The 24,659-nt window shown below is 56.2% G+C and carries 19 protein-coding genes; 10 read left to right on the top strand and 9 right to left on the bottom strand.

Translation table 11 applies throughout. From position 1 onward, the window contains the following. Positions 1-2 precede the first annotated feature (2 nt). Entirely contained in the window at positions 3-1,484 is a 1,482-nt protein-coding gene (locus V6607_RS03925) for a hypothetical protein (RefSeq protein WP_338743207.1), read from the bottom strand. Between the two features lie 375 nt (positions 1,485-1,859). Between V6607_RS03925 and V6607_RS03920 the strand changes: the two genes are divergently transcribed. The 6 genes from V6607_RS03920 to V6607_RS03895 all read left to right on the top strand — a co-directional run bounded on the left by V6607_RS03920 (position 1,860) and on the right by V6607_RS03895 (position 6,931). Further along, on the top strand, positions 1,860-2,873 hold the full coding sequence (locus tag V6607_RS03920; RefSeq protein ID WP_070413313.1) for a WYL domain-containing protein: 1,014 nt from the start codon (positions 1,860-1,862) through the stop codon (positions 2,871-2,873). Positions 2,874-2,909: 36 nt separating this feature from the next. Beyond that, positions 2,910-3,560, top strand: a complete 651-nt coding sequence (locus tag V6607_RS03915) for a HEPN domain-containing protein (protein WP_070413312.1) — start codon at positions 2,910-2,912, stop codon at positions 3,558-3,560. A gap of 90 nt (positions 3,561-3,650) precedes the next feature. Beyond that, positions 3,651-3,833, top strand: a complete 183-nt coding sequence (locus V6607_RS03910) for a hypothetical protein (protein WP_338743206.1) — start codon at positions 3,651-3,653, stop codon at positions 3,831-3,833. 186 nt (positions 3,834-4,019) lie between these two features. Further along, positions 4,020-5,534 carry an IS21 family transposase gene (gene istA / locus V6607_RS03905; RefSeq protein ID WP_038408847.1) on the top strand — a complete coding sequence of 505 codons (1,515 nt, stop codon included), beginning with the start codon at positions 4,020-4,022 and terminating at the stop codon, positions 5,532-5,534. A gap of 17 nt (positions 5,535-5,551) precedes the next feature. Next, positions 5,552-6,307 carry an IS21-like element helper ATPase IstB gene (gene istB / locus V6607_RS03900; protein WP_083375454.1) on the top strand — a complete coding sequence of 252 codons (756 nt, stop codon included), beginning with the start codon at positions 5,552-5,554 and terminating at the stop codon, positions 6,305-6,307. A 129-nt stretch (positions 6,308-6,436) separates the two neighbouring features. Continuing rightward, positions 6,437-6,931, top strand: coding sequence for a hypothetical protein (locus V6607_RS03895; protein ID WP_338743205.1), 495 nt, complete (start codon positions 6,437-6,439; stop codon positions 6,929-6,931). Here the strand turns inward: V6607_RS03895 and V6607_RS03890 are convergent. The 7 genes from V6607_RS03890 to zorA1 form a co-directional block, all read right to left on the bottom strand. Then, the gene (locus V6607_RS03890; protein ID WP_070413310.1) at positions 6,928-7,137 is read right to left on the bottom strand and encodes a hypothetical protein; all 210 of its coding nucleotides are present in this window, start codon (positions 7,135-7,137) and stop codon (positions 6,928-6,930) included. The genes V6607_RS03895 and V6607_RS03890 overlap by 4 nt on opposite strands. 618 nt (positions 7,138-7,755) lie before the next feature. Continuing rightward, positions 7,756-9,729, bottom strand: coding sequence for a DUF262 domain-containing protein (locus tag V6607_RS03885; protein ID WP_070413309.1), 1,974 nt, complete (start codon positions 9,727-9,729; stop codon positions 7,756-7,758). Continuing rightward, positions 9,722-11,131, bottom strand: a complete 1,410-nt coding sequence (locus V6607_RS03880; protein WP_070413308.1) for a DUF262 domain-containing protein — start codon at positions 11,129-11,131, stop codon at positions 9,722-9,724. The genes V6607_RS03885 and V6607_RS03880 overlap by 8 nt, the downstream gene beginning before the upstream one ends. A gap of 270 nt (positions 11,132-11,401) precedes the next feature. After that, entirely contained in the window at positions 11,402-14,650 is a 3,249-nt protein-coding gene (gene zorD, locus V6607_RS03875; protein ID WP_070413307.1) for a type I Zorya anti-phage system protein ZorD, read from the bottom strand. Then, positions 14,650-16,275 (bottom strand): type I Zorya anti-phage system protein ZorC, encoded by a 1,626-nt coding sequence (gene zorC / locus V6607_RS03870; protein ID WP_106116481.1) that lies wholly within the window; start codon positions 16,273-16,275, stop codon positions 14,650-14,652. Before zorC ends, zorD begins: the two co-directional genes overlap by 1 nt. Beyond that, complete coding sequence (gene zorB1, locus V6607_RS03865) at positions 16,272-17,015, bottom strand: type I Zorya anti-phage system protein ZorB1 (protein WP_070413306.1); 744 nt, start codon at positions 17,013-17,015, stop codon at positions 16,272-16,274. Before zorB1 ends, zorC begins: the two co-directional genes overlap by 4 nt. Before the next feature lie 13 nt (positions 17,016-17,028). Continuing rightward, complete coding sequence (gene zorA1 / locus V6607_RS03860; protein WP_070413305.1) at positions 17,029-19,221, bottom strand: type I Zorya anti-phage system protein ZorA1; 2,193 nt, start codon at positions 19,219-19,221, stop codon at positions 17,029-17,031. A 1,119-nt stretch (positions 19,222-20,340) separates the two neighbouring features. Here zorA1 and V6607_RS03855 point away from each other — a divergent pair. From V6607_RS03855 to V6607_RS03840, 4 genes are all read left to right on the top strand, one after another. Next, positions 20,341-20,628, top strand: coding sequence for a DUF6124 family protein (locus V6607_RS03855; protein ID WP_134325699.1), 288 nt, complete (start codon positions 20,341-20,343; stop codon positions 20,626-20,628). Positions 20,629-20,736: 108 nt separating this feature from the next. After that, positions 20,737-21,246, top strand: coding sequence for a hypothetical protein (locus tag V6607_RS03850; protein WP_134325698.1), 510 nt, complete (start codon positions 20,737-20,739; stop codon positions 21,244-21,246). Next, on the top strand, positions 21,243-21,791 hold the full coding sequence (locus V6607_RS03845) for a nucleotidyltransferase family protein (protein WP_134325697.1): 549 nt from the start codon (positions 21,243-21,245) through the stop codon (positions 21,789-21,791). Before V6607_RS03850 ends, V6607_RS03845 begins: the two co-directional genes overlap by 4 nt. Before the next feature lie 111 nt (positions 21,792-21,902). Next, positions 21,903-23,360 (top strand): glycosyltransferase family 39 protein, encoded by a 1,458-nt coding sequence (locus tag V6607_RS03840; RefSeq protein ID WP_134325696.1) that lies wholly within the window; start codon positions 21,903-21,905, stop codon positions 23,358-23,360. 6 nt (positions 23,361-23,366) lie between these two features. Here V6607_RS03840 and V6607_RS03835 read toward each other — a convergent pair whose 3' ends face one another. Continuing rightward, positions 23,367-24,521, bottom strand: a complete 1,155-nt coding sequence (locus V6607_RS03835; RefSeq protein ID WP_256662428.1) for an OprD family porin — start codon at positions 24,519-24,521, stop codon at positions 23,367-23,369. Positions 24,522-24,659 lie beyond the last annotated feature (138 nt).

Raw genomic sequence — 24,659 nt, 5'->3', positions numbered from 1 at the left:
AGTCAGGCGTCGAGCAAGCATTCGCAGAAAAATTGCCCAAACAAAGTCGTCGGCAAATGTTGTTCATCCAGCAGACCGAAGTGCTTGCCCACGTTACGCCCCAATGCCATCAACGTCCTTGCGGAGTTCGCGGTACCTGCATACCCGGCACTCATGATGTAGTCGATGCGCTCTTTCTCGGTCGTCGCACGCAGATACGCATTGCCCGTGATCAATACATCCACCAAACAGACACCTACCCGTTCATCACCCAGAGAGAATGGCTCCAATGTCTCGGTCGCCAGTGCCGCACACAATCCATCCTTGCCACCAGCAACGATTCGCTCAAGCTCTTCGAGCGGCCGACCGAACAGGTCGAACTCCTGGATCGTAAACGGGAAACAGTAGCCCAGGGCGGTAGCACGCTTGAGTGATTGATCATTGTTTGGGTCGGCCATCAGCCAGGCAACGAAGGACGCTTTACTGTCGAGTGCGCCGCCGTGACGGAACGTCAGATAATCCTTGAGGACCTGACTGAAGGGGTGCCCCGTAGGTACCCAACCATTGCCGTCACTTTCCCGCGTCTTCACCTCGATCTCTGGCAATGCTGGATTCGGATCAGTCGCCAGCATCGCACCGAAGCACCGCAGGTCGTAGCCGAGCATAAACAGACTGGCCTCGAAGGCGTGGCAACGCGCGGGCATTGACCCTTGCTCGGCGAACCATTTGGTACGTTCAAGCAGGTCTCGAATAATCCAGCCCAAGCGCACTTGCCAACGTGCCCATTCTGCATAATCGATCGCCGAAAACTGCGGCGCCGCCAGCCCGTTCAAGAAAGCTCCCGGGTTACGAATCTGGCTGCCACGAGCGGCTCCGGACGGGAATGCGAGCAAGGGTTTGCCAACTCCCACCCATTGTTGACGAAACATCGAATACAACATGGCAATCGCAGCGCCTACGCGACTGTCATAAATGGGGGATCCCGAGATATCCAACAAGGCGTGAATCTTGGTCAGGCCAGCATCGAAACGCTCGACGCTACTCGTATCGAGATCATCAAGATCATTGCTACCGTCAAGCGACACAAGCACGGCCAACTTTTTCAAATAACGCGACAACTCGTTATTTGCGGCCAAACGATGCAAAAAGGGAATGGCTCCACGCACGCCACCCCAACGAAGGATTAGCAAACACGCCTGCAAAGCTTGTTGTTCATCGCCCGCGTTGACTGCACTTGTCAGCCACTCGCGAAGCTGCCCGAGAGAGCGCCGGGTTTCAGGCCAGGTTTGTGAATCCACCGCGCTTGGGTGGGTGTCCAGCCAACTTGCCTTCCAGCAATAGTGCTCAAGGACCTGCTCGAACCCTTGGACATCAGTCACCAAACCGTCAGGTACGAACTTGCTGGACTTGAAACGCAGCTTGAACGTGAGCGTCGGCAAATTCGCTTCCAGCCATGCAATGAAAGACTGAACTTCAGGTTGTGCCAGGAACTGTTTGCGCTTCATCCCGCGCCCTTCCAAGTAGTGTCGAAAGGCCACACCCTAAGCAAAAGAACAGGCTACGTCCACGTTGTTTGTTCATACAGGTAAACAAACGGAACAGGTCCGGAGCCCCGGATAGACACTATTCCTTTGCGCGCAGAGTTTGCCGCGTCCATATGTAAAGAATTCAGGCACACCATCAATTCAGTCGACATCCATTGTTCCTCACTCGGCGACAAGGTGTGACGCGCATGAGTGCAATGTGCTTCATCCAAAGGTAAAGGCAGAGGCTCCCCGGACATTGAGATGACTTTTTTGCCTCGAGCTTATGGCCAGTTGATATTACTCACGCTTGACGCCATGCTCTGCGGTTCGTGAGCCAGAGTAAGGAAACCAGCGTTGCCCACGCACTCCACCCGCACAACCATCTCCCGCCAATGGGAAATGCTCAAACTGCTTCCAAATCGTGCCCCAGGCCTTACTGCCGCCGAACTCCTCCAACAGTTGGAAGAGGCCGGCCATCGCACGACAAAACGTACGGTTGAGCGAGACCTCAACGAACTGTCGAGCCTGTTTCCATTGCACTGCAACGATAAAGGCACGCCTTATGGTTGGTACTGGCAACCTGGACGCTCCATCGACCTGCCTGGAATCACGGTGGGAGAAGCGCTGACCCTGCGTTTGGTGGAGGACAGCATTCGCCCATTGGTACCCGGGCTGATGCTCAAGAGCCTTGAACCTCGCTTCAGTCAAGCGCGACAAAAGCTCACGGCTCTTGGTGAGGAAAGCGCTTCGGCGCGCTGGGTCGACAAGGTCGCCAGCGTACAACCGGCACTGAACTTGATTGCCCCGGAAATCAATGCAGAGCATCTGGACCAGTTGCATCGAGCACTGCTCGAAGACTTGCAACTGCACTGCCGGTACCGGTCGGCGAATAAAAATCGCGTGCATGAACTCGCGCTCAGTCCACTGGGTTTGGTGCAGCGCGGGCAGATCACCTACCTGGTCGCCTGCGCCGAGGTCTTCGACGACGTTCGACTGTACGCAGCCCATCGCTTCGAAGCCGTCACTCTTCTCAGTCAACCCGGCCGAAGACCCGCGGACTTCAAGCTAGCCGATTACGTCCAGAGTGGTGCCATGCAGTTTGGCGAAGGCCAGATGATCCAGTTACGCGCCTGGGTCGACCCCACTCTCGCCAAACGCCTGCGCGAGACTCCGCTGTCGGAGGATATGAAACTGATTGATGAATCGGACGGTGCTCTCTTGACCGCCACGATCAACAACAGCTGGGAGCTGAAATGGTGGCTGCTGTCACAAGCTGGCGCCATCCGTATCGACGAGCCAAAGACTCTACGCCAGTCCTTGATCGACAGTCAGCGCCAAAGTCTGGCCTTGCATGACACCACGATGTGAACGACAACCACCTATCTGCCTAACGAGTCAGCCCTCATGGATTTCCAGACCCTTAAGGCGCGTCACCGCCTTGAACGCGACACTCATCACGTCAATCTCACTTTGCGTGTACACCGCTCCTTGAGCTGGCTGCAGCGGGCAGAGCAGGCAGACGACGCCGACGGCCGTTTCGTCTTCTTGTGGATTGCCTTCAACGCGGCCTATGCGACTGACATCGATGAGAACTATCGACTTTCGGAGCAGGAAACCTTCCGCGCCTTTCTTCGCAAGCTGTGCGACCTGGACCAGGGGCGGCAGATTGAGAAATTGGTGTGGTCTGAATTTTCCGGAAGCATTCGCGTGCTGTTGGACAATCAGTACGTTTTTCAGAGTTTCTGGGATTACCAGAATGGCAAGATCAGCGAACAGCAATGGACCGAGCGTTTTGCCGATGGCCGACGCAGAGCGCAGGCAGCGCTGGCACAGCGCGATACCGCTGAAGTGCTCGCGGTGCTGTTCAATCGAATCTACACCTTGCGTAATCAGATCATGCACGGCGGTGCGACCTGGGACAGCAGCATCAATCGACCTCAGTTGCGCGACTGCAGCAATCTGCTCGGCAAGCTGGTCCCGTTGGTCATTGAGTTAATGCTTGATAAGCCCGCCACCCTCTGGGGAGACGCCTGCTACCCGGTGGTCCGGGTCTGACGTCCGCAGTCAGTACCGCTGATTGCCACATCCATCTATCAAGGGAAGCAACCGCTTTGCGGTCAAAGCTTTGCGACAAGGAAATTTGCAATGAATAAAATGTTTGTCAGTCCCTGGCTAATGGTTTCCCCCGACGGCCCTGTTACCAGCGCCCTCGACAAACCGGGCCTGATACACATGCGTCAAGGAGATGCTGATGCCGCTTGCGGACCCTACGCCCTGATGATGGGTCTGATTACCCTGGGTGCGCTTGAGATGCGGATTCCACGCTGACTCGGACACCCATTCCACGCACATCCGGACAGTGATTCCACGCTGATCCGGACACTCATTCCACGAGCATCCGGACACCGATTCCACGGCCATCCGGACACTTTCCAGGCAGGCAGCTACGCAGGATTTATTCACTACCATCGACCTCTTTTTCGAAGCAGAGAGGTCGTCGTGGAGCGTTTGTCCATGCGTAAAATCCGTGAGGTGTTGCGCCTCAAGTTCGATTGCGGGCTGTCTGTCCGTAAGATCTCCCGCAGTCTGGGCATAGGCCACAGCAGTGCCGGTGATTACCTCTGTCGCTTTGCCGCCAGCGGTCTAGCCTGGCCCTGCTCGTTGTCCGATTCCGAACTGGAACAGCAACTGTTCCCACTGGCCCCTGCGGTGCCCAGTGAGCAGCGGCCACTGCCTGATTGGTCTTGGGTGCACGCCGAGCTGCGTCGCCCCGGCGTGACCCTGGCGCTGCTCTGGCAGGAGTATCGCCTGAGCCAGCCGCAGGGTTTTCAGTACAGCTGGTTCTGCGAGCACTACCGGGCCTGGCAGGGCAAGCTGGACGTGGTGATGCGCCAGGAACATCGCGTCGGCGAGAAGTTGTTCGTCGACTACGCCGGGCAGACGGTGCCGGTGATCGACCGGCACAGCGGCGAGATCCGCCAGGCGCAGGTGTTCGTCGCGGTGCTCGGCGCCTCCAGCTACACCTTCGCCGAAGCCACCTGGTCGCAGCAGTTGCCGGACTGGCTGGGCTCGCATACCCGCTGCTTCGCCTTCCTCGGGGGCGTGCCGGAGATCGTGGTGCCGGACAACCTGCGCAGCGCGGTGAGTAAGAGCCATCGCTACGAGCCGGACATCAACCCGAGCTACCGCGATCTGGCCGAGCACTATGGCGTGGCGGTGGTGCCGGCGCGGGCGCGTAAGCCGCGCGACAAGGCTAAGGCCGAGGTCGGCGTGCAGGTGGTCGAGCGCTGGATCCTCGCCGCGCTGAGGAACCGCCAGTTCTTCTCCTTGAACGAACTCAACAGCGCCATCGCCTTATTGCTGGAGCGCCTCAACCGACGACCGTTTCGCAAGCTGCCGGGCTCCCGGCACTCGGCCTTCGAAGCCCTGGATCGTCCGGTGCTGCGGCCGCTGCCGGAGCAACCCTACGTGTATGCCGAGTGGAAGAAGGCGCGTGTGCACATCGACTACCACGTCGAGGTTGATGGGCACTACTACTCGGTGCCGTACCAACTGGTGAAGAAACAACTGGAAGTACGCCTGACAGCGCGCACGGTGGAGTGCTTCCACGCCAATCAGCGGGTGGCCAGCCACCTTCGCTCACCGCACAAGGGCCGGCACAGCACACAGGCCGAGCACATGCCCAAGAGCCATCGCGAGCACGCCGAGTGGACGCCACAACGGCTGATCCGCTGGGCTGAGCAGACCGGGCCGAACACGGCCGGCGTGATCAGCCACATCCTCGAACGGCGCATCCACCCAACCCAAGGCTACCGGGCCTGCCTGGGCATCCTGCGCCTGGGCAAGACCCATGGCGAAGTGCGCTTGGAGTTGGCCTGCCGTCGCGCCCTCAGCCTCGGTGCGTGCAGCTACAAGAGCCTCGAATCGATCCTGCGCCAGGGTTTGGAAAGCCTGCCGTTGGCTCAAGCCAACCTGCCCCTGCTGCCGGACGACCACGCCAATCTGCGCGGCCCCGGCTACTACCACTGAACACAAGGAATCCCACCATGCTGCCCCATCCGACCCTGGACAAGCTCCAGACCCTGCGCCTGACCGGCATGCTCAAGGCACTCGCCGAGCAACTGAAAACCCCCGACATCGACAGCCTGAGCTTCGTGGAACGCCTCGGCCTGCTGGTCGACCGCGAACTGACCGAACGCGACGACAAGCGCCTCAGCAGCCGCCTGCGTCAGGCCCGGCTCAAGCACAACGCCTGCCTCGAAGACATCGACTACCGCAGCCCGCGCGGACTCGACAAGGCGCTGATCCTCCAGCTGAGCAGCGGTCAGTGGTTACGCGACGGACTCAACCTGATCATCAACGGGCCCACCGGCGTGGGTAAAACCTGGCTGGCCTGCGCCCTGGCCCACCAGGCCTGCCGGGAGGGCTACAGCGTGCGCTACCTGCGCCTGCCACGTTTGCTGGAAGAACTGGGTCTGGCCCATGGCGACGGCCGCTTCGCCAAGCTGATGAGCAGCTACGCCAAGACCGACCTGCTGATCCTCGACGACTGGGGCCTGGCCCCGTTCACCGGCGAGCAACGGCGCGACATGCTGGAGCTACTGGACGACCGTTACGGCCAGCGCTCGACCATCGTCACCAGCCAGATGCCGGTGGACAACTGGCACGAACTGATCGGCGATCCGACCCTGGCCGATGCCATCCTCGACCGCCTGGTGCACAACGCTTATCGGATCAATCTGGAGGGTGAATCAATGCGCAAACGGACGCAGAAATTGACGACGCCGGGCACCTCAGACTAACAATGCCACCCCTGCGTCGCTGCGCTCCGACTGCCTGTCCGAATGATCGTGGAACAGGTGTCCGGATCAGCGTGGGCTGAGTGTCCGAATGGCGTGGAATCCGCACTTGAGAGGGAACATATCGCCTACATGGGCGACTGGGATGGACGCAGTCGCGATGGCCGATTCCGTAATGCACTTCGAGAGCATGGCGCACTGGTTTCCCGGGGCACAACCACCAAGGACCTGATTGGCCTGGCGGGGCATTTTCGGGGTGAGGGAATTTTGTCTGAGCTGATCAATGGAAATAAGAAAGAGATCGTCGACGCTGTACAGGACGCCATTAAAAGCGACGCTGTCGTCCTGGTCTGCGTGAGCTGGTCGAAGCTGGAAGGCCACTGGTTGATGGTCGTGGGGCATCAGGGCTATGAGGATGGCGGTGTCTACCAACCCACTCATCTGCTGTGCCTGGATCCTCTGAGCGAAGCACCAAAGGCATCACTGTGGAACGCGGTCATTGCCGTCTATGACGACGAAGGCAAAGCGGTGCGCGGCGGCACATACTCCTGCGATCATTGGGGCATGGACGGCCAAGTCTCGCCATGCAAGCTGGATCAGTTGTTGACGCTCTGCTTGGAGAGCTAATGCACACTGCCCAAGCCTTGGGCCTCAAGGATCATGCGGTCGAGCATTGCGAGCATGTCGTCGACATCAATTTCCTGGAAACAGCCGCTCTGCTCCTGTTCGAGGATCATGGCGGCGAACTCCTCGCTGTACTCGACCTCACCCTCTGCTTCGACTACCGAGGGTGATGGGGTGTCCGGGTAACCTTCAGCTTGATCTTTACACATCGCAAACCTCGAACTGAATGAGACTTTAGCTAAACGGTCGCGCCAGCTTGGCCTTGAAGATTTCCAGCCCCGTCGCAGGCCGGACATCCAGGTCGACATGCTGGCATGCAGGGCAAGCTGAAAACCAGTCTTTGCCCTCACGCAACGCATCGCTAGGTGGCACAGTTGTTTTATGCCAATGGCATTGGGGGCAGGTGAATGTGAAGGGATGTGGTGGCCAGGGCATTAGAGAACAACCTGCTGGTGGTGAAAAAAACGCGGTCGACAGTGCCGCAGTTGTCAGGCCGATTCAGCCGCTCGTTTTTCCAGCTCTTGTTTCATCTCCATGTATTCACGGAAGAACTCGTAGCCTTTCTTGGCGACGACGATGACGCCAACAATTGCGAACAGATTTTTCATGGTGCGGCCTCTCGGGGTTACAGATCTCAGTGGCTCGGGTCGATGAAAACCATCGTTTTGCCTGTTGATGAGAGAAGCATGAGGGGCCTTCGCGACAGGGAGTGTCGTGAACGGTTGAGCCGACAGTTTTCGCTGAGAACCGCATCCTGGGTCTGAGCGCCATTCCGGATGCGGTGTTCAGAGCGAGGTTCTTGAGTAACCAGATGCATCCTGCAGGGTTTACTCGGTTTCGTGTTTACTGGCGAGGCTCCTGAGCAACACGTTATTCATGTGTTGGGAATGTGTGCATATAGCACCGGCTTCCCAAGGCTCTGCTTCCATCATCAGATACTGCTTAACACTGTCGATGGTGTTGTTCTTATAAAACTCTTTCTTAGCCGCGGGCATGAAATTACTCAGGCGTGAGTTCTTGTCATGGCTGATCAGGCAGAGATTGCCGAACGAATTCAGCGCGCCAGCGTCGAGCTGAACTTGTCCGTCTAATGGATGCTGCGGGTAGTAATGCTCTACCGAACTACGGAAAGTGAATTCATAGGATTTAACCGGCTCGCTTGCGCCGTGCTCAAGCCAAAGCAGGTAGTCCAGAAAGTTGAACACCAGGTTGTTTTCGATGTTGCCAAACGTCAATCTGGACTCAATTTTCTCCGCGGTAATGCTTTCGCGACGTGTCTGACATCCACCCTTGTTCTGATAAATGATCGCGTAGTAATCCAGGCCTGTCTCTGGAGCGAGAAATCGGTCAAAGACAAACGCCTTGGCGACCGACTCCATGTGCTGAAGATAAGCTTGAGCGTCAATCTGATCAGCATGAAACAGGTGATGCAGCGCTGCATTCAGCCAGTGTTTGTAGACCAGCGTTGGCGTAGAAACATGAAATGCCGACAGCAGCATCAGAATGCGACGGTTGATGCCTTCATTACCGTCCTCTTCGCCGAAGGTATTCACATAACTTCCTCGACCAGCGCGGCTGCGCTCACCGCCCTCATTCCACTTGAAGCGTTTGAAGCTCCAGCCATCAGCGCCCTTGATGAACTCGCGCTTGATTACATACTGGTCAAACAGATACTTGCAGCGCAGCAGGCTGAAGGTAAAACGCTTCACCGCGGCCACTGGGTCGGGTTGTTTTAATACGTACTCTTCAAAGGTGTCGAGCAGGCGCTTGTCATCCAGAGGGATGTCCGCTTGGATATCGACGCGCAGCACATGCAACAGGAAGTTCGGGAAGTTAATAATCGTGTTGAAACGCTCTGGCGAGTCCTCACTTGGCTCATCCTGCTTCGCAGCGACTGGTGCCTTGGCAATGATCTGATCAAGGGTCAAGCGATTGTCCTGCTGGGCAGCCACCTCTTGCGTACTGTGCAACGCAGCCCGAAGCGAATCGAAGTCAGCGAGTTCAAATTGTCCCCAGTTTTTTTCGCCAAAAATGCTGCCTCGCTGGCCAGGCGTGAAGCCCATTTGCACATAGCGCTCCATGTTGGCGCAGGCTTCCCATACTGCGTGCAAGCAATTCTGACTCTGCTCGCAACCCTGCAACTTCTCCATCATCCGCGCCTTGAGCACTTCGTGCTTTTCCAGCTGCTCACCGCGGTTGTTCATAATCTCGAAGTAATGGTTCAGGTCCGTATCAGCCGGTACCTTTACCCGCATGATTTGTACGTAGTCAAACAAGTAGTCGGCGAATTGCTGAGGCGAAATCCCCTTCTCCTTCAGCTTCTGAGGCAAGACTTTCTGGATCAGCCGATAGCCATTGAGGATGCCGGTATTGATCTGCCTCTCGACCAATACCTCGGCAGGATCGTCGTTGAACTTCCCCTCGAAGATGGCCGCAAAGGTCGCGCGCGAATTCTCGCGGCTGTCAAAGTGAATGCTCAAAGTCGAATACCAGGCGAGATCCACCAACCGGGTGTTTTTCAGATACGACGTCAACAACGACAGGGTCGTCAGCCGCTGTTGGCCGTCAATGGTTTCAAACACCGGGGTTTTGCTATCCGGGCGCTCATACACCACCAGAGTGCCAATGTAGTAATTGCGCGCTTTATCAGAGGTCGTTGGCAGGTAGTCGATCACGTCCTGAATGAGCTGAGTGATCTCACCCTCCTCCCAGGCGTAATTACGCTGATACATCGGGATAACATACTCAACGCTACCGCTCAGCAGCGCCTTGATGGAAAGCTGGCTGATTTCATTACTCATAATATTTCATCGCCTTGAACAGAGCCTCGATCTCACCGGTCCTGGTTGACTTCGTACCGCTCAACACCGCCAGGCTGCAGTTTATAAAGTCGCAAGGACGTGTGGCTTCCTTGATCAACCTGAAGAGATTGTTCTCCAGCACATGGTTATCCATGCTTGCCAGCTGCACTACCTGCATCTTCAGGCGCAGGCTATAGGCCCAGACGAAAACCTTTTCGATGGCGCGGGAGATATCCGCGTGACCAAACTTGTCGATGTAATAGATCAATAGGCAATCGAACATCGCCCGTACATAACAATCGCCGGTTCGGGTTCTTGCCGGGTAAGTATTGAGGGTATCCATGATAGTTTTCGCATAGCCATCGAGCCCCTCAGCCCCCGCCAGTTCATGCCCGTTCCAGGACTCGGCGCTGATCCGCGCCACTTTGCTCTGGTAGTGGCTGATCAGCTCAAAAAAACGCCGGCCATTGATGATGATCTGATCCAGATGGAAGGGAAAACCGAGCTCGCGCGAGTCGATCTTGCGCTCGTACTGCCCGTTGTAGTTATCGACAAAATGGTGAGCGATGCGCAGTTGCTCCACATAGGGATAGCTGGCCACCGTGTCGATGTTCACGCCCTTGAACAAGTCGCTGTCATCTTTGCTGAAGTAACGGGCCGAAATCCCTTTCGACCAGTTGCGGATGCGGTACAGGTACTGGGAGAACAGTGTGGCCAACTCCTTGGAGTCGCTGTTCTCCCAACGCGCTACAGTTGCCGCCTTCAATGGCTCGTCATGCGGGCCGAATTCACGCAGATGATAAGCCTTGAGCAGATCATGGGGCTCCAGGTCCCTGCCCCGCGCATTCTGCGAGTCGAAGAACTGGAAGGCTTCCGACACATCGTTCAAGGCCACGGCCACGACCTGGCACTTGTTCAGGAAGAAGTCGATATGCACCTCGGTGAAGTCCGCACGGGAAACTATGCGGGCCACCTCAAGGTAATTGCTGTGGATGTTCTTCTGCGAGATCTCGCTGCTAAAGCTTGGGTTCACCATCGCTTGCTCAAGTTTAAGCAGGCGCTCTTGCAGGTCGTTGCGTTCGAGCTTTTTTTCTTTGTTACGCTGAATCAACGCACGGGCCGCCAGCAGCAGGCTGACAGTCCGCTGCTGGCCGTCGACGATGTTCCTTGTCCCACCCTCTTGATGAAAAACGATAGTGCCCAAGCGGTAGGCGGACTTGTCCTTGTGGATGGCGATATCGGAGAACAGTTGGTTGATATTCTTCCCGGTCCACTTGTAGGGACGCTGGTACTGGGGAACATCCAGCGCAGAATCCATAAGCAGTTCATAGACACTGACGATCTGGCTGGATAGTTCAGTGGGTTGCGGCAGGTGAATCGCTTCCGTGCTCAGATTGGTCATAGCAGTCGGGTTCTTCCGGTTAGGAGTTCTTGCATCATGCCTTGCTCAGGAGAGCGGGTTAAGGTGGGCAGCAGACTCGGATGCTGCGCACAGTAAGCCGCTGAGCTTTCGGCGCCAATACTGGACGTGTGCACAGGTAAGCAATCCGCTCACAGGTTGTACCAGACAAGCGCCACTTGGCTGGTTTTTGCCTATTTGCAAACCCGAGCAGGTGCTTACCTGTACTTATATTTGACATATCGCCAAGCAACGTTTTCCTGCAAGTCGGGCTCAGCGTGTTTTCAGCAGCGCCTCAAAGTCCGAAGCCTGAATATCCGAAGCCCCACTCAACATGTCCCGCGCCAACGCCCGCCGCTTACTCAACAACTCATCGAGTGTCGCTTCGAACGTCGGCATCTGCGCATCACGAACCGTCGGGTAGTACACATAGACATCCTTCTCCTGCCCAATCCGATAAGCCCTGTCAGTTGCTTGATCTTCCTTGGCCGGGTTCCAGCAACGGGTGAAGTGAATGACGTGGTTGGCTGCCTGCACGTTCACCCCAAACCCGACAGCGATGGTCGACAGAATGATGACTGCGAATCCCGGCAGCTCCTGGAATTGGTCGATCAGCCGCTGCCGGCTATTCGCACTCTGGCTGCTGGTACTGGTATCGCCGTTGATGACGGTTGCCCGAAACCCGAAATGCTCCTGGATCGAGTGCTGCAACTCCCGCTGAATATCACGCAACTCGGTAAAGACAATGACCTTGTCGCCATTTCCAGCTCTTTTGATCGACTCAAGGGTCTGCATCAACCATTGCAGCTTCGGCGAGTTGTCGCGCAATCGCTTGTCTGGCTGAACGCTGTAAGGATGAGCACAAATGAGCTTGAGCTTGTGCAGCAACCCGAGCATGCCGGAGGTCTTTTGATCGAGCTGTTCTTCGATCTGCTGCTTCTGGCTGTACGCGGATATTTCGGACAGGTACAGATTGCGTTGCAAGGCATGCATGCTAAGTGAACGGCATGCTGTGTCTTCGATTTTGGCGGGCAGGTCTTTGGCAATGTCCTGCTTGGTTCGGCGCAAAGTCTGCGGATCGATAAGCCCTCGAAGGCGCTCCAGGGCAACCGTGTCACGCTCCAACGCGGCTTCGATTGGGCGCTGATACTCGCGACCGAACTGGTTCAATCCCCCTAGAAAACCTGGTTGAATGAAGTCGAATAGACACCAGAGATCGATCAGGGTGTTCTCGACAGGCGTACCGGTACACGCCACTCGAAATCTTGCAGGAATGGCTTTGATCGCTTGAGTCACCAGTGCCGCGGGATTCTTCAGCTTCTGCGCTTCATCGCACACGACGATCGACCACTGCTGGCGCGCCAGGGAAAACTCCTGATCGCGAAGTGTCTCGTAAGTCGTCAGGACGATTCGGGCGCCGCCCACCCAACCTGGGCGCAGCAAATTCTTGATGCCCTTGGCTTTCAAGTCAGCAGGGATTTCTTCCTTCTTGAACTTCACTGCACTCAAGGCTGAGCCATAGAGCTTCAACACTGGTAGCGCATCAGCGAAGAAGAACCGATGAAGCTCACGCTCCCAGTTATCAAGCAACGAAACTGGGGCGACGATAAGTGTCGGTTTGTCTTGTGGATATTTTTCCAGGTACCAGACAAGGAAGGTGAGCAACTGGATCGTTTTCCCAAGCCCCATATCATCAGCGAGCAAGCAACCTGACACGTCCGCGGGGGACAAGCGGAACAAATGCTGCAACCACGCGACGCCTTGAAGCTGGTGCTCACGCAATACGACCTCAGGCTTGAGCAAGCTGGGCAACTCTGGTATTGCATCCAAAGCGGCGCGTAATGCTGCTTGGCGAATCTCAACGTAGGTCGGTTCGTCGATGTTGTGGCCGATTTGCAGTACGGCGCGACCAACTTTTTCCTGTTGCTGGACCAGGCCGGTCTCGACAGGGGCGATCTTCTTGGACCAGGCATTAAACAGTTGCTCGGCGGCGGCAATCGACAGCGGTGTTTCGGACTCTGGCAAACAGACCGTTTCATCACCGGCAGCGCGAGCTTCGTCCAGCCGCTGCTCAAACGCTTCAAATTGAGCACGGTCGGATGGATCCCAACGCCCAAAAATTTCTGCGTCAATGCCCAGCGCCGCCACATCCTTCGGCAACCAGTTCTCGGTCGCCTCCTTGACGAGGAAAGGCGAAGTAATTCTTTCCGCTTCCCCGATGCCAGTCACACGGTCGCCGTAAAGAGACAGGTCTAGGACTGAGTCGAACTCAGTACCGGCCGCTTCGTTTTGCCAACGCTTAAGCAGATCGCTGATGCCTGCCAACTGGCGCAAATCAAAATCGCTGAGTTCCAGCTCATAGCCCTGCCAGAAACCAGCTGGCATGCCAGCGGCCAATTTCAGCTGCAACTCATGCACGAATGGCGCGAGTTCATAAGCCGCTTTGAACTCGACTTCGATGGGCGCTTGCGGGGTTTGCGAGATCGGTTCGAGCGTCAGGTTTACCTGCTCGATGCGATGTTCCGCTTCATCCATTTTGGGTTCCAGATGAAAGCGGTGAAAGAAAATCCCAGCCTCAGCCAGGTCGTCTTCATAGGTCTCGGTATCCAGCACTTGCGCGGCACTTTCGCCGAGTACGCTGTACGGATTGCGGACGAATGAAAGAGCATCGTCGCCAGCGACCCGACGCCCGGGCAACGAGCGCACATAGTCCAATACTGATTTGACTTCGGGCTCAATCAGGACGTGTGTTAACGATCCATCATCACCGATCACCCGATATCGATCCTGAACCTGATTGGCACCGTCAAAACTCTCAAGCCAGTTTGCCGGCTGACCTTCGAAAGTTGGTTGCAGTTCGATAACCGGCGTATTACCTACTGTCGATTTTCGCGGGTTGAGTCGCAAGCTTTCAGGTTTGATAACGACGGTCTTATCCAGGAAACCATCCAAACCGGCACCCGCCTTGCGCGCCAGCTTCCTGATACTGGCCCAGCCGACCTGGTTGGTTAATTCACCTGGCTCACTTTGTTGAGCCAGATAAAGTTGTCGTACCGCACCAGTCAGTTTCCAGCACGACTCAGGCAGAACTTCCATTGTTCCGTGATACTGGACAATGGCGCCCGTACGCTGCACCTGCACATTTGCATTGGACTGGGGGTCACGCCATCCACTGATGGAGACTTTGAAGTCGTCGGAGGCAAGACTGCCCTGGCTGCTCAGTTGAGGAATGAGTGCAGTCTTTGATGGCAAGCCCAATAGCGGCACGCTTGTTAAGTGCTCTGGTTCATCCAGAAGCCGATAGAGCTCATCCCATGTCAGCAGCCAGCCATCGCTGAGTTGGGAGACGAACTCTTCTTCTTCCAACTGATCTAGATAGCTTGCCAGCGGCCAGGACTCCGTATTCTCCGCCAAGCTCAGGGGATAACAAATGCCCTGCTCCTCAATGGAAAAAACAGGCTCAGTATTTTCTACCGCCGAATTCGGCTGCAGGCCAATGCCTTTGAGGAAACGCTTGAGCATTACTGTCTCCAGAACCGGAGTGGCTGGTGATTGACGGGCTTGAAGCCCAGGCGTTGGAGCGCAGCAACAGCGGCCAGATCGTTGTCATCGAGCTGGACCTGAAACGCACCGCCGCGCGCGCGCTGGTCATAGACTTTGTGTTTGACCGACTTCAGGGCGTCACGGACTTGGTCTTCGAAAGGCAATGGTTTGGCTGAACCTGGCGCTCCGGCCTGACTTTGCACACGAATACCCAATTTCTCGAGGGCATCATCGAATTTGCTGAGCCAGCCCTCTACGCGATTTGGGCGGCTAGGTGCAGGTGAATGCCGCATAGGATTGAAAGCACTTGCCTGCTTCAGATCTGCTTTAAGTGCAAGCTGAGATTTGTCCGGATTGAACGGTGAATTATCTGCTTTGTACACATAGCAGGCATTACCTGTTCCAGAAAACTCCACGAAAAAGTAGTTTCCAATCTGCATGACTACAGCATTATTGTGCCCGGGACCGCCTACCAACTTGCTCAAGCGCCCTTTGTTCTTCTCACGGAAATGAACGAAGTCCCGCCCACTGTCTTGCCAGGCGTCGGAGCCCATGACGATTCGGGTGTAGCTCATTTGGTTGGCAAATCTTAGCCAGTAATACAGGCGCGACTGATCAACCTCGGAGTCTCCCTTCAACAGGTTGAAGAAGTGCTCCAGATCTTCCTTCGCGAACCACGCAACGACCATTGCACAGACATCTTTTTCAACGTACTGCAGCCAGCTGTTTTGTCTGGAACGGATCTGAGGGCTACCCCAGTTGTCGAGGGCGACCTGTTTGAGCAGCGACGACGGCTTCTCTCGATACGCTGCCAAGTGATAACGCGACAGGCATGCACTCAGAATGTCGTTCATGTGCCGCGGATGCTGCCGGCCGATGTCGACAAGGTCGGCTAAGCGCTGAGAAAACTCGGCGTCATCCAACATAAAAATACGAGAGATAAGTACGTTAAAGATCCTTCGCCACAGCCAACTGCTGTCAGGGATCTGCGCAATCGTCTGCAATGCCGAAAGGTCGCTGATCTCTCCCTTGAACATCTGGTCACCCAGCCTGGCACCTGCCTGCTCGGAAAAAAGCTCCTGATGCTGCTGGACGATATGCACCCATTCCTTCTCGCGTTTTTGCTGACCTCTGACGCATTCGAAGCCAAGCTGAACGTCTGCCCGCAACACACACCAATTGGCGTTTTGATCAGGCGTGGCGGCCTCGTACCCAAAGTAGCTAAAGCACAGCGCCAACCAATCTCGGCGGCTCAATCTCCGTTTTTCAATGCGGTGATGGATTTCTTTATGCACTCGGTCAAAAAGCTGGTCATCGTCCAGTATCGGTCCGACTCGCTCACTCTTGTCCGAGAGACCGGCAAAAACCAAACGCCATTCTGAGGCGTTGAGTGGGAGTACATTGCGGAATTTGTTTATCGCAGCGCGGCGTTTTTCCTGAGGTGGCGGCAAAGCTTTTTCAGCGCGTTCGAATCTTTCGTAAAGATCAATTCCCGCAGCACCCAGACGGGGGAATCGCGCCAACGGTTCAGGCGCCGGCCCCGTGCGATGTGCCAACAGACTCAGGTTAATAGCGGCGGAAAGCCTCGCGATTGGGCTAGTCATCGGCTCATCGCCAACTGACACTTTTCCATATCAGTGTTATTGAACACCGGTACCTCTGGCTTGAGGTTGTCCTCCTTTTCCTTCAAGCCAAAGAACTGCATGCGCAACTCCACTCGCCGGCTTTCTTCCTTGGTGTCCTTTGCATTGTTGAACGACACACCGCCCGCCAGGAAAATCGATCTGATTTGCTGTTGGTGCTCCCCCGACAATCCGACTTGGAGCGGGCTGCGGCTATCGAGCAGACTACACATCACCCACTCTGAACGCTGCAGTGAAAGGTGCAGGTTATAAAGATAAGAACCGTCGGTGTCTGTCGATCCCTCGATCACAACCTGTTTGAACCACTTTCGGCCTTCTTCACTGTTAGCCGCGTCCAGAATCATTGGCACAACCTCCTGAAGTGCCGACTGGCCATCGTTGCTCAGCGCGTACTGGTTATGACCAAAGCGGCCAGCATCCCCGAAGCTAATTCGGTTGTCCTTGCAATCCACGACGATAGTTTTACTGGCAGTCTTCGCCTTAAGGCTCAGGTCCTCGCAGATCTGACTAATGTCCCTATTACGCTGCTTCTCTCCTTGCTCCGCTTGGTTAATGCGCTGTGTCACAGAGCTCAAAGCTGCCACCATGACCACAAGAAATAGAATCATCATAGCGGTCATCAAATCAGCGAAGGAGATCCAGAAAGGCTTCTCTCCCTCGTCTTTTGAACGGGCAACCGAAGGCATTTGCTTACCAAACATCGACTAGCCTCCGTTATCGCCTGATTTTTTCCATGATTTCACCAAACTCCTCGAGACTGTCCTTGACCCCGTCTACACCGCCCGCGAGGCTAGTCACCGCTTTATGAAGCTCGTTATCCAAGCTGCCCAAAGTTTGTTTCAATGCGCTTTCCATGCCATTACCGAACTCTTTGAAGCCGTTACCCAGCACACCACTGATGTTTTCCAGGTATTCATACACTTCACGGTTAAGCGCCTGCATCCGCTCGCTTTGCACCTTCAGGTCCTGGAGATACTGACTGCGACCGCTGGCCTCACCTTGTGCGCTTGCGACAACCCCTTCGATGACCGCGAGAGTTTTTGCAAGCGCTTCACGATTGTTTCGATAGTCCGCGACCACGGTGTTCAACTCACGTGATGCCTGTGCAAGCTCAGTACCTGCGCCCTGGACTGTGCCCATCAGCCCAGCGGTCGACTCGCTGGCTCGCGCAACGCTTTGTCCGGCCGTTTCAAACCGCTCAGCCGCCGCCCGCATCTTGTCTGCGCCTAGCTGCATGCTCTGCAAATGCTGCTCTGTTTGGGCACTCAATGCCTTAACGGTGTCCTGTGCAGATTTCTGTTGCTCTGACACTGTTTGCAGCAACGCCTTGACCTGTTCGTCAAGACCGCCCACCAAGTCACGGGTGCCTTGATGCAGGTCAGCCTGTGCAGCGCGGGTGGTTTGATCCATCTGCTGCTGGCCGCGCTCCAATTGCTTGAAGACTGCCGAGAGTTGCTCACCCAGCACCTCAACGGAGCCCGCAATTTTCGCCATGGTGTCCTGTTGACCTTGGCCGATGTTCTGCTTGATCGACTCAACAAAAGCCTGGAGATTCTCAGCCATTGCCTGTTGGCGAGTCTCGCTTTGAGCAAACAACTTCTCCAACTGCTCGGCCATTCGAGCACCTGCCCCCTCCCCTTCGTTGCCGATCCGGGCAACCGAAGCCTGGAGATTGGCGAGCATCTCGTTCATCCCCGCTTGCATGGCGTTCTGTCCGGCCTGCATATCGGAGAGTAACTGGGCGATCATGGTCGAGCTGTTTTGGGTCGAGGACTCGCTAGCCGAACGCATATCCTGGATCAGCGTCGAAAAGCCCTGCTGCATCGACTGCATGGCGGCAACGGACTGGCCCATCAGTTCGTGTAGACCGTTGAACTGTTGGCCGAACGTACCTTCCAGCTTGTTCATGAAGGCAACTAGAACATCCTGAAGAAGGTTCTGTACTTGCCCTGACTGATCGCCACTGGCAGCCTGAACCGCACCCGCGATAGCTTCAAGGGGGGATTTGAGACTGTTCTCAATCGCACTGCTTACCTGATCGGCCAACAACTGCCCAGAGTCACGGTAAGTCGTTGACAAGGTATCCGCTAATTTGAGGCTTTCGCGGACTTGGGTATCAACGAGGTTCTGCAGCATTTCCCGCAGATCGGTTACCAGGCTGTCCTTGAGCTGACGGGTTTGCACGGAGCTTTCCGCACTCGAGCGCACAAGCTCCGCTAGATATTCCTCACCGACACCGCTGTCGAAAAGCCCGTCGATGGTTTCGTTGAAAGCCTCAAGGAGCCTATAGCACTGCCCCAAACGCCACTTTTCAGTAATAGTGACGGCTATAGAGGCCATGATTGAAATAAAGGAGCCGATGAACGCAAACAACACGTCCTTGAGCAGCTTATCGACGCTGGCATTTACCTGCTCAGGGGTGCTTGGATCAAAATGCTGTAGGCCTAGCATCAAGCCGAAGAAGGTTCCGACAATACCGATGCCGGTCAAAATACCAGGCAGGTGTTTATAGAACTCGGTTCCCAGCGGGGTATCAACCACGCTTTGAGGTGAGAAAAAATGCGCGGCTCCGGCGGTGGCGCGCGACCGGACAAGAACCTGTTCGCCTTCTTGAAACTCAAACTGGTCGTGCAGCGTTTCAGCGTATTCGTGCCAAGAGTGCTCCAGCTTGCTTCCATTGAACAGTTGCTCCAATTCAGAGCGCCGTTGAGACGGGGCGAGCGCTTTCACACCGTGCACACGTTTAGTCAGTTTTTTCAGCTGACTGCTAAGTTTGAAGGATGGACAAAAATAACGGACAAAGTACCAAGCGCACAAAATGAAAACGAAGCCAACTACCGTTATTGGCGCGATCAGCTGCTCGGAGCTTGCTGCACCCCATAGATGCAACAGCGTCGAAAAATCCATACTTTCCGCCTTCAATTTAGCAATTTTTTGATGTTCGGGACGCTTGCAACAACCACATTGATGCGTCAATCGCCAATCCCGTTGGTGATCGATGACAGCACCTTGCTCGGCACGCGTTTTTCAGGGCACAACAAAGTCGGAAAGGAAGGGCGGTAGTTTCACTACGACTGATCAGGAACCTTCCGTGGACAAATGTTAGAAAATCATGTCCTTATGCCAGCACCTTAGCCTGAGCCTTGACCGTCGTAAAGCCGGACGCGATCAATGGATCCCTGATCTGAGAGATCCGATAGGCTTATCGGGTGCGTGCTCCGCGACCACTGTACAGAGACACCAAATCCCCTCCAGCCCCTCTGCAATTTAATCCGTGTCGAAACTTTGATTCTGCACAGCCAATTCGCGAACCATCAGCTCAATACGAGCGACATCTTGAGGAGTTGGAGCACGAGCGCATTTGCCGTACGCGACAGCAATAAGGCACGCGCCGACTCGCCAGAGCGAGTGAAGGAATGAACCAAGCGCCAGCAATCGCTATCAGTAGCCGTTGGTTCCACTCAAAGGCGAAATCCGAAGTACAGCTGTGGAATTGAGCTTTGGTCGACGTAAAGGCAGGAATTTCAGAAGATTCTCGAATGGTATTCCATAAGGTATTCCAATAGAAAATCTAACCGAAAATAATCAATAAAAATCAATATGATACAGAATCAATTCAGATTACCCCGGCCCACCAAATACGAAGCACCACCAAAACCCGCCTTGTGCGGGTTTTGTCGTTTCTGGCCTCCTGAAAACACACCGCCGAATGGCCCTTCGGATTTTTCCCGCAAGACATCGCGCCCATGGTGAACTGGTGCTCATCAATCGACACGACTAGCCTTGAAACGTCGCTGCAAAATCAGCGACCGGGTTTAGCAGCTCGGTTAATATCAAGGCATGCAATGCCACCATCCGTTCAAGCGAAGCATCCGCGTTCGCTAGTCCGCGTTATGGCGGCTGTGCGTGGGGCACTTTCGAGTGCGCTGGGTTCCTTGATTCCTGGTCTGCTAACCCGCGTACAGTCGCCACCCTTTTCGTTTAGCAGCGATGTCTGGCGACTCCACCAATCAAGGAGTTGCAGTCATGAAAAAGCACAGCCCCAATCCTCCATGCCCGAGCCAATCCGGCGCGGATATCTTCTGTATTGCCCAAAACATCGACCCCGAAACCCTGCTCGTACAGGCCTGCGAAACCCTCGCCTCACTGAACGCGCTCACTACCGACCTGGCTTTCGAGTTCGATGGTGCCTTTCGCCATAAACTCCTGGCCACCCAGCAATTGAGCGTCCTCGGTGAGTTGCTGGTGACGCGCGCACTGGACATTCTTGTGCCATCAGTAGATTCGGAAGGAACGGGCAGGACATCGCCTTAACACTAAAAAAACGAATCTGCCGCAACGCGCCAGAAGTGAAAAAGGTGACGGAGCTATTCTGCGACAATAAATCCGTCACTTTTTTTGAACATAAGGATGTGTGCCGCAGTGAACAAGAATTCCTACGCCTACCTGATACCTGTCGTGCTGGGCGTACAGCTTCTGTTGGCCGTGCTGTTTATATGGCAGTTCAGCATCTCACCGGCCATCCACTTCAAACCGGTCGCGGAGAAAGCCTGTTTATCCGTATCTCTCGTCCTGACCCTGGCTGCGTCCGTGATTGTCTGGCGGGTAAGAAAACCTCAGCTGCGGCTCGAAAAAAAATGGACCCTGCTTAAGGCGTTTGCCGGGATGTTCATCCTATGCACGCTGGTCTCGGTGAAGCTGTTTTCGTTGGCCATTTTATGTTCGGGCGGCACCCGCAGCAGCTATACGGCTCACTACGAATATTCGTCAGGCGGCAGTAAAAGCTGCAGCGGAATCACGGTCTTCGATGCTGAGCTGAATAATACGATTAAAATCTGCCGCCCCACGTGGATCGGTTATCGCGATGAAGTGAGGGTGGTGAAAGTCAGCAATGACCTGGGGATCGTTGTGAAAGAGGCCGTTATCCTTTGAGCGAGAAAGCCCTCCAGACCCTGATCAGCAGCGATGCCCAACGCTGGCACCTACTGGACATCGTCCGCTCCCTCGCCCTCCCCGACTGCTGGATCGGCGCCGGCTTTGTACGTAACGCCGTGTGGGATCACCTGCACGGTCGCGCGCTATCGCCACTGACGGGTGACGTCGACGTACTGTGGTTCGACGCCACCTGCACCAACCCCAGCGAAGACCGCCGCCTCGAAGCCCTGTTACATGCAGCAGAACCTTCCATCGACTGGTCCGTTAAAAACCAGGCGCGCATGCACCTGCGAAACGGCGACGCGCCCTATCGCAACGCCAGCGATGCCATGCGCTTCTGGCCCGAGACCGCCACCGCAGTAGCCGTCAGAAGAACCGCAGAAGACCTATGCGAAGTTTCAGCCCCTCTCGGCCTGGAAGACCTGTTCAATCTCCAACTCAAACCCACGCCCCGCTTCACCCAGGAAAAACACGCCATCTACCAACAACGCATCACCTCCAAACGCTGGCTAACCCAATGGCCACTGCTGAAACAATCCTGACCCTACAAAAACCTCACATTCATTCACGAATTATTAAGAATCGCCCTCGTATACTCACCGATCGCCCGGACTGTTCCCCCGAACGGCCCCCTGCCCCGGTAGCCAGAATCCATGACGCGTTCCGCTCCTCTGCTGCTCCTGCTCGCTGCGCTGTTGTTTTTCTTTGCCCTTGGCAATCACGAGTTGCAAGGCTCGACCGAGGCCCGTGTGGCCGGGATCGCCATGGCCATGCACCTGGATAACGATTGGGTGGTGCCGCGATTGTTCCGTGAACCCTTCCTGGAGAAACCGCCGCTGAGCCTGTGGCTCGACGCCGGGGCGATTCGCCTGTTTGGCGGTACCACTTGGGCAGTGCGCCTGGCGTCGGCGTTTGCCGGGCTGTTCAGCGTGATGCTGCTGTACGGAATGCTGCGCAAGTTTGGCCGGCCCAAGACGCTGGCGTTTGTCGCGGGCCTGATGCTGGCGACCATGGCCAGTTACTGGAGCAATGTGCGCGGCGTCGGTGAGGATTCGCTGCTCACCCTCGGGGTTACCATGGCGCTGCTGGCGTTCTATCAGGCCGCTCGGCCCGCGTCGGAGCGTGACAGTTCCAACCTGGGCACCTGGTTACTGTTCACCCTCGGGATGGTGATCGCCACCTTGAGCAAAGGGGTTCTGGGCCTGGCCATGCCTGGCGTGGTGATCTTCGTCTATCTGGCCAGCACCAGCCTGATGGATAAACGCTTCAAGCTCGGCGATTGGGTCAAGCCAGGGCTGTTCACGCTGCTGGCGCTAGTGCCGCTGATGATCTGGCTGGGTTTCCTGTACCAGCGCGACGGGTTGCAGGGGGTACGTGAAGTGCTGCTGACCAACAGCGTCGGGCGCTTCAGCGGTTCGTTTGTCGAAGCCGGTCACTACGAGCCGTTCTATTACTACATCGTCAAACTGCCCGAAGCCTTTTTGCCCTGGAATATCCTGGTGTACCTGGGGCTGTGGCACTTCCGCAAGAGCCTGGTGCGCAACCGCTACCGGCTGTTTTTCAGCGTGTGGCTGGTGGCGCAGTTCACCCTGCTGACGTTTGCCTCCAGCAAGCGCACGGTTTATCTGATGGCCTTGACGCCCGCCGCAGCAGTGCTGGCCGCCGAGTATGGCGGCGTGCTGCTGGGCTGGCTGAAAAGTCGCGGACAGGTTTCCAACATTGCCGAACACGTTTATGCACATCGCCGTGGCCTGTTGGGTGGCTTCTTTACCGTGGTGGTGGCCTGCTACCTGATTGCCGCCTTTTGGTTCGCGCCCAAGGCCGATTTGCGCCAGTCGTTTGTGCCGGTGATCAGCCAGATCCAGGCGATGCAGGCGCAGGGCAAGGAAGTGGTGCTGTATCAGGCCAACGAGCGAATCGCCGGCGCCGGGGTGTTCTACATGCAGGCCTATTTGACGATTCTGCAAACGCCGGAGGAACTCAAGAGTTACCTCGCCGCCAAGCCCGGCAACGTAGCCCTGGTGGACAATACTGACCGGCTGAACGTCCCGGTGACGGTGGTCAAGGAGATGGCGATCAACCGTCAGCCGTACTATTTCGTCGAGCAGTAGGGCCTGTCACCACAGCGCCAGGTCGTACGTGAGGTAGACCCGGTAGTTGTCACGATCGCTCGCATAGGTCGAGCGATACGTGGCCTTGCGCAACTCGATGCCTACGCCTTTGAAGGTGCTGTCCTGGATCACGTAGCGCAGGTTGGTGTCCGACTCCCACTCGCGGGCTTCGCGGCCCTTGAAGTCACCGTTCTGGCCCTTGTAGTAACGGGTCATGAAGGTCAGGCCCGGCAGCACGGCGGCAAAGTCGTAGTCATAACGCAGCATCCAGGTTTGCTCACCGGCCTGGATGAATTTGCCGACGCCGGCGTTGCTGAAGGAATACACGGTCGACACGCTGGCGTAGGGCAACGCGGTATCGCCGGTGACTTTCTGATAACCCACGCCCAGCGCCTGCGGCCCTAGCCGGTAGGTGAACAACCCGCTGAACATGTCGCTGTCGACCTTGCCATTGCGTGCCTCGCCCGCTTCGTTGCTGATGAAGTAACGCAAGTCGCTGGTGAGGCTGCCGGCACCCACTGGCTGTTTATGCACCAGGCCAAAGAACTGCTGGCGATAGAATTCACGCATTTCGCCGTAGTACCAGGTACCGCTCAGCTTGGGCGTGAAGGCGTAGGTAGCGCCGGCAAAATCAAAGTCGCTGCCCTTTTTGCCGCTGTAGCCCTGGGGATATATATCCACGCTGTCGGTAGAGTTTCGCAGCTTGAACTTGTCCAGATGCCCGGCGTGCACGTACAGGTTACGGACGCCGCTGTACTCGACTTGAGTGCCCTGGAATGTTTGTGGCAACAGCCGGCCATCGTTGTACACCAGCACTGGAATCTTCGGCAGCAGCGTGCCGGTTTTCACCACGGCTTCGCCGATGCGCATCTTGGCGGTCACGCCCAGGCTTGAGAATTCGCTGGCCGCGCGGCCAGCGTCGTGCACGGGCAATAAGCCGGTGCCAGCATGGGCGCGGCTGGAGTCGAGCCTGATCCCCGACAGCCCCAGCGCATCCAGGCCGAAACCCACGGTGCCTTCGGTATAACCCGATTGCAGGTTGAGCAAAAAGCCCTGGGCCCACTCCTTGCGGTCCTCGCCGCCGTCGCGGTAACCGTCGTTGAAATAGTAATTGCGCAAGGTCAATTTGCCGTGGGAATCCTCCCAGAAACCCTGGGCCATCAGTGCCGGTGACAGGCTCGCCAGCAAGCCCGTGCACACCACTGCTCCCCTCGTGAAAAGCTCACGCATAACCGTCTCCCGAATGCCGTATTGTGGTTTTTTATAGGCAGTTGCTGCCTGCGACACGCTGGACGGCGC

The organism is Pseudomonas sp. KK18 (genome assembly GCF_037094675.1).
Classification (GTDB): Bacteria; Pseudomonadota; Gammaproteobacteria; order Pseudomonadales; family Pseudomonadaceae; genus Aquipseudomonas.
The sequence above is the reverse complement of the archived record's forward strand: the minus strand, read 5'-3'. Positions and strand labels throughout refer to the sequence as shown.

Coding starts and splice junctions, on each gene's coding strand:
- V6607_RS03925 (WP_338743207.1), bottom strand. CDS start 1,484: ATGAAGCGCAAACAGTTCCTGGCACAACCTGAAGTTCAGTCTTTCATT.
- V6607_RS03915 (WP_070413312.1), top strand. CDS start 2,910: ATGGATTTCCAGACCCTTAAGGCGCGTCACCGCCTTGAACGCGACACT.
- V6607_RS03910 (WP_338743206.1), top strand. CDS start 3,651: ATGAATAAAATGTTTGTCAGTCCCTGGCTAATGGTTTCCCCCGACGGC.
- istA (WP_038408847.1), top strand. CDS start 4,020: ATGCGTAAAATCCGTGAGGTGTTGCGCCTCAAGTTCGATTGCGGGCTG.
- istB (WP_083375454.1), top strand. CDS start 5,552: ATGCTGCCCCATCCGACCCTGGACAAGCTCCAGACCCTGCGCCTGACC.
- V6607_RS03895 (WP_338743205.1), top strand. CDS start 6,437: ATGGGCGACTGGGATGGACGCAGTCGCGATGGCCGATTCCGTAATGCA.
- V6607_RS03890 (WP_070413310.1), bottom strand. CDS start 7,137: ATGTGTAAAGATCAAGCTGAAGGTTACCCGGACACCCCATCACCCTCG.
- V6607_RS03885 (WP_070413309.1), bottom strand. CDS start 9,729: ATGAGTAATGAAATCAGCCAGCTTTCCATCAAGGCGCTGCTGAGCGGT.
- V6607_RS03880 (WP_070413308.1), bottom strand. CDS start 11,131: ATGACCAATCTGAGCACGGAAGCGATTCACCTGCCGCAACCCACTGAA.
- zorD (WP_070413307.1), bottom strand. CDS start 14,650: ATGCTCAAGCGTTTCCTCAAAGGCATTGGCCTGCAGCCGAATTCGGCG.
- zorC (WP_106116481.1), bottom strand. CDS start 16,275: ATGACTAGCCCAATCGCGAGGCTTTCCGCCGCTATTAACCTGAGTCTG.
- zorB1 (WP_070413306.1), bottom strand. CDS start 17,015: ATGTTTGGTAAGCAAATGCCTTCGGTTGCCCGTTCAAAAGACGAGGGA.
- zorA1 (WP_070413305.1), bottom strand. CDS start 19,221: ATGGATTTTTCGACGCTGTTGCATCTATGGGGTGCAGCAAGCTCCGAG.
- V6607_RS03855 (WP_134325699.1), top strand. CDS start 20,341: ATGAAAAAGCACAGCCCCAATCCTCCATGCCCGAGCCAATCCGGCGCG.
- V6607_RS03840 (WP_134325696.1), top strand. CDS start 21,903: ATGACGCGTTCCGCTCCTCTGCTGCTCCTGCTCGCTGCGCTGTTGTTT.
- V6607_RS03835 (WP_256662428.1), bottom strand. CDS start 24,521: ATGGCCCAGGGTTTCTGGGAGGATTCCCACGGCAAATTGACCTTGCGC.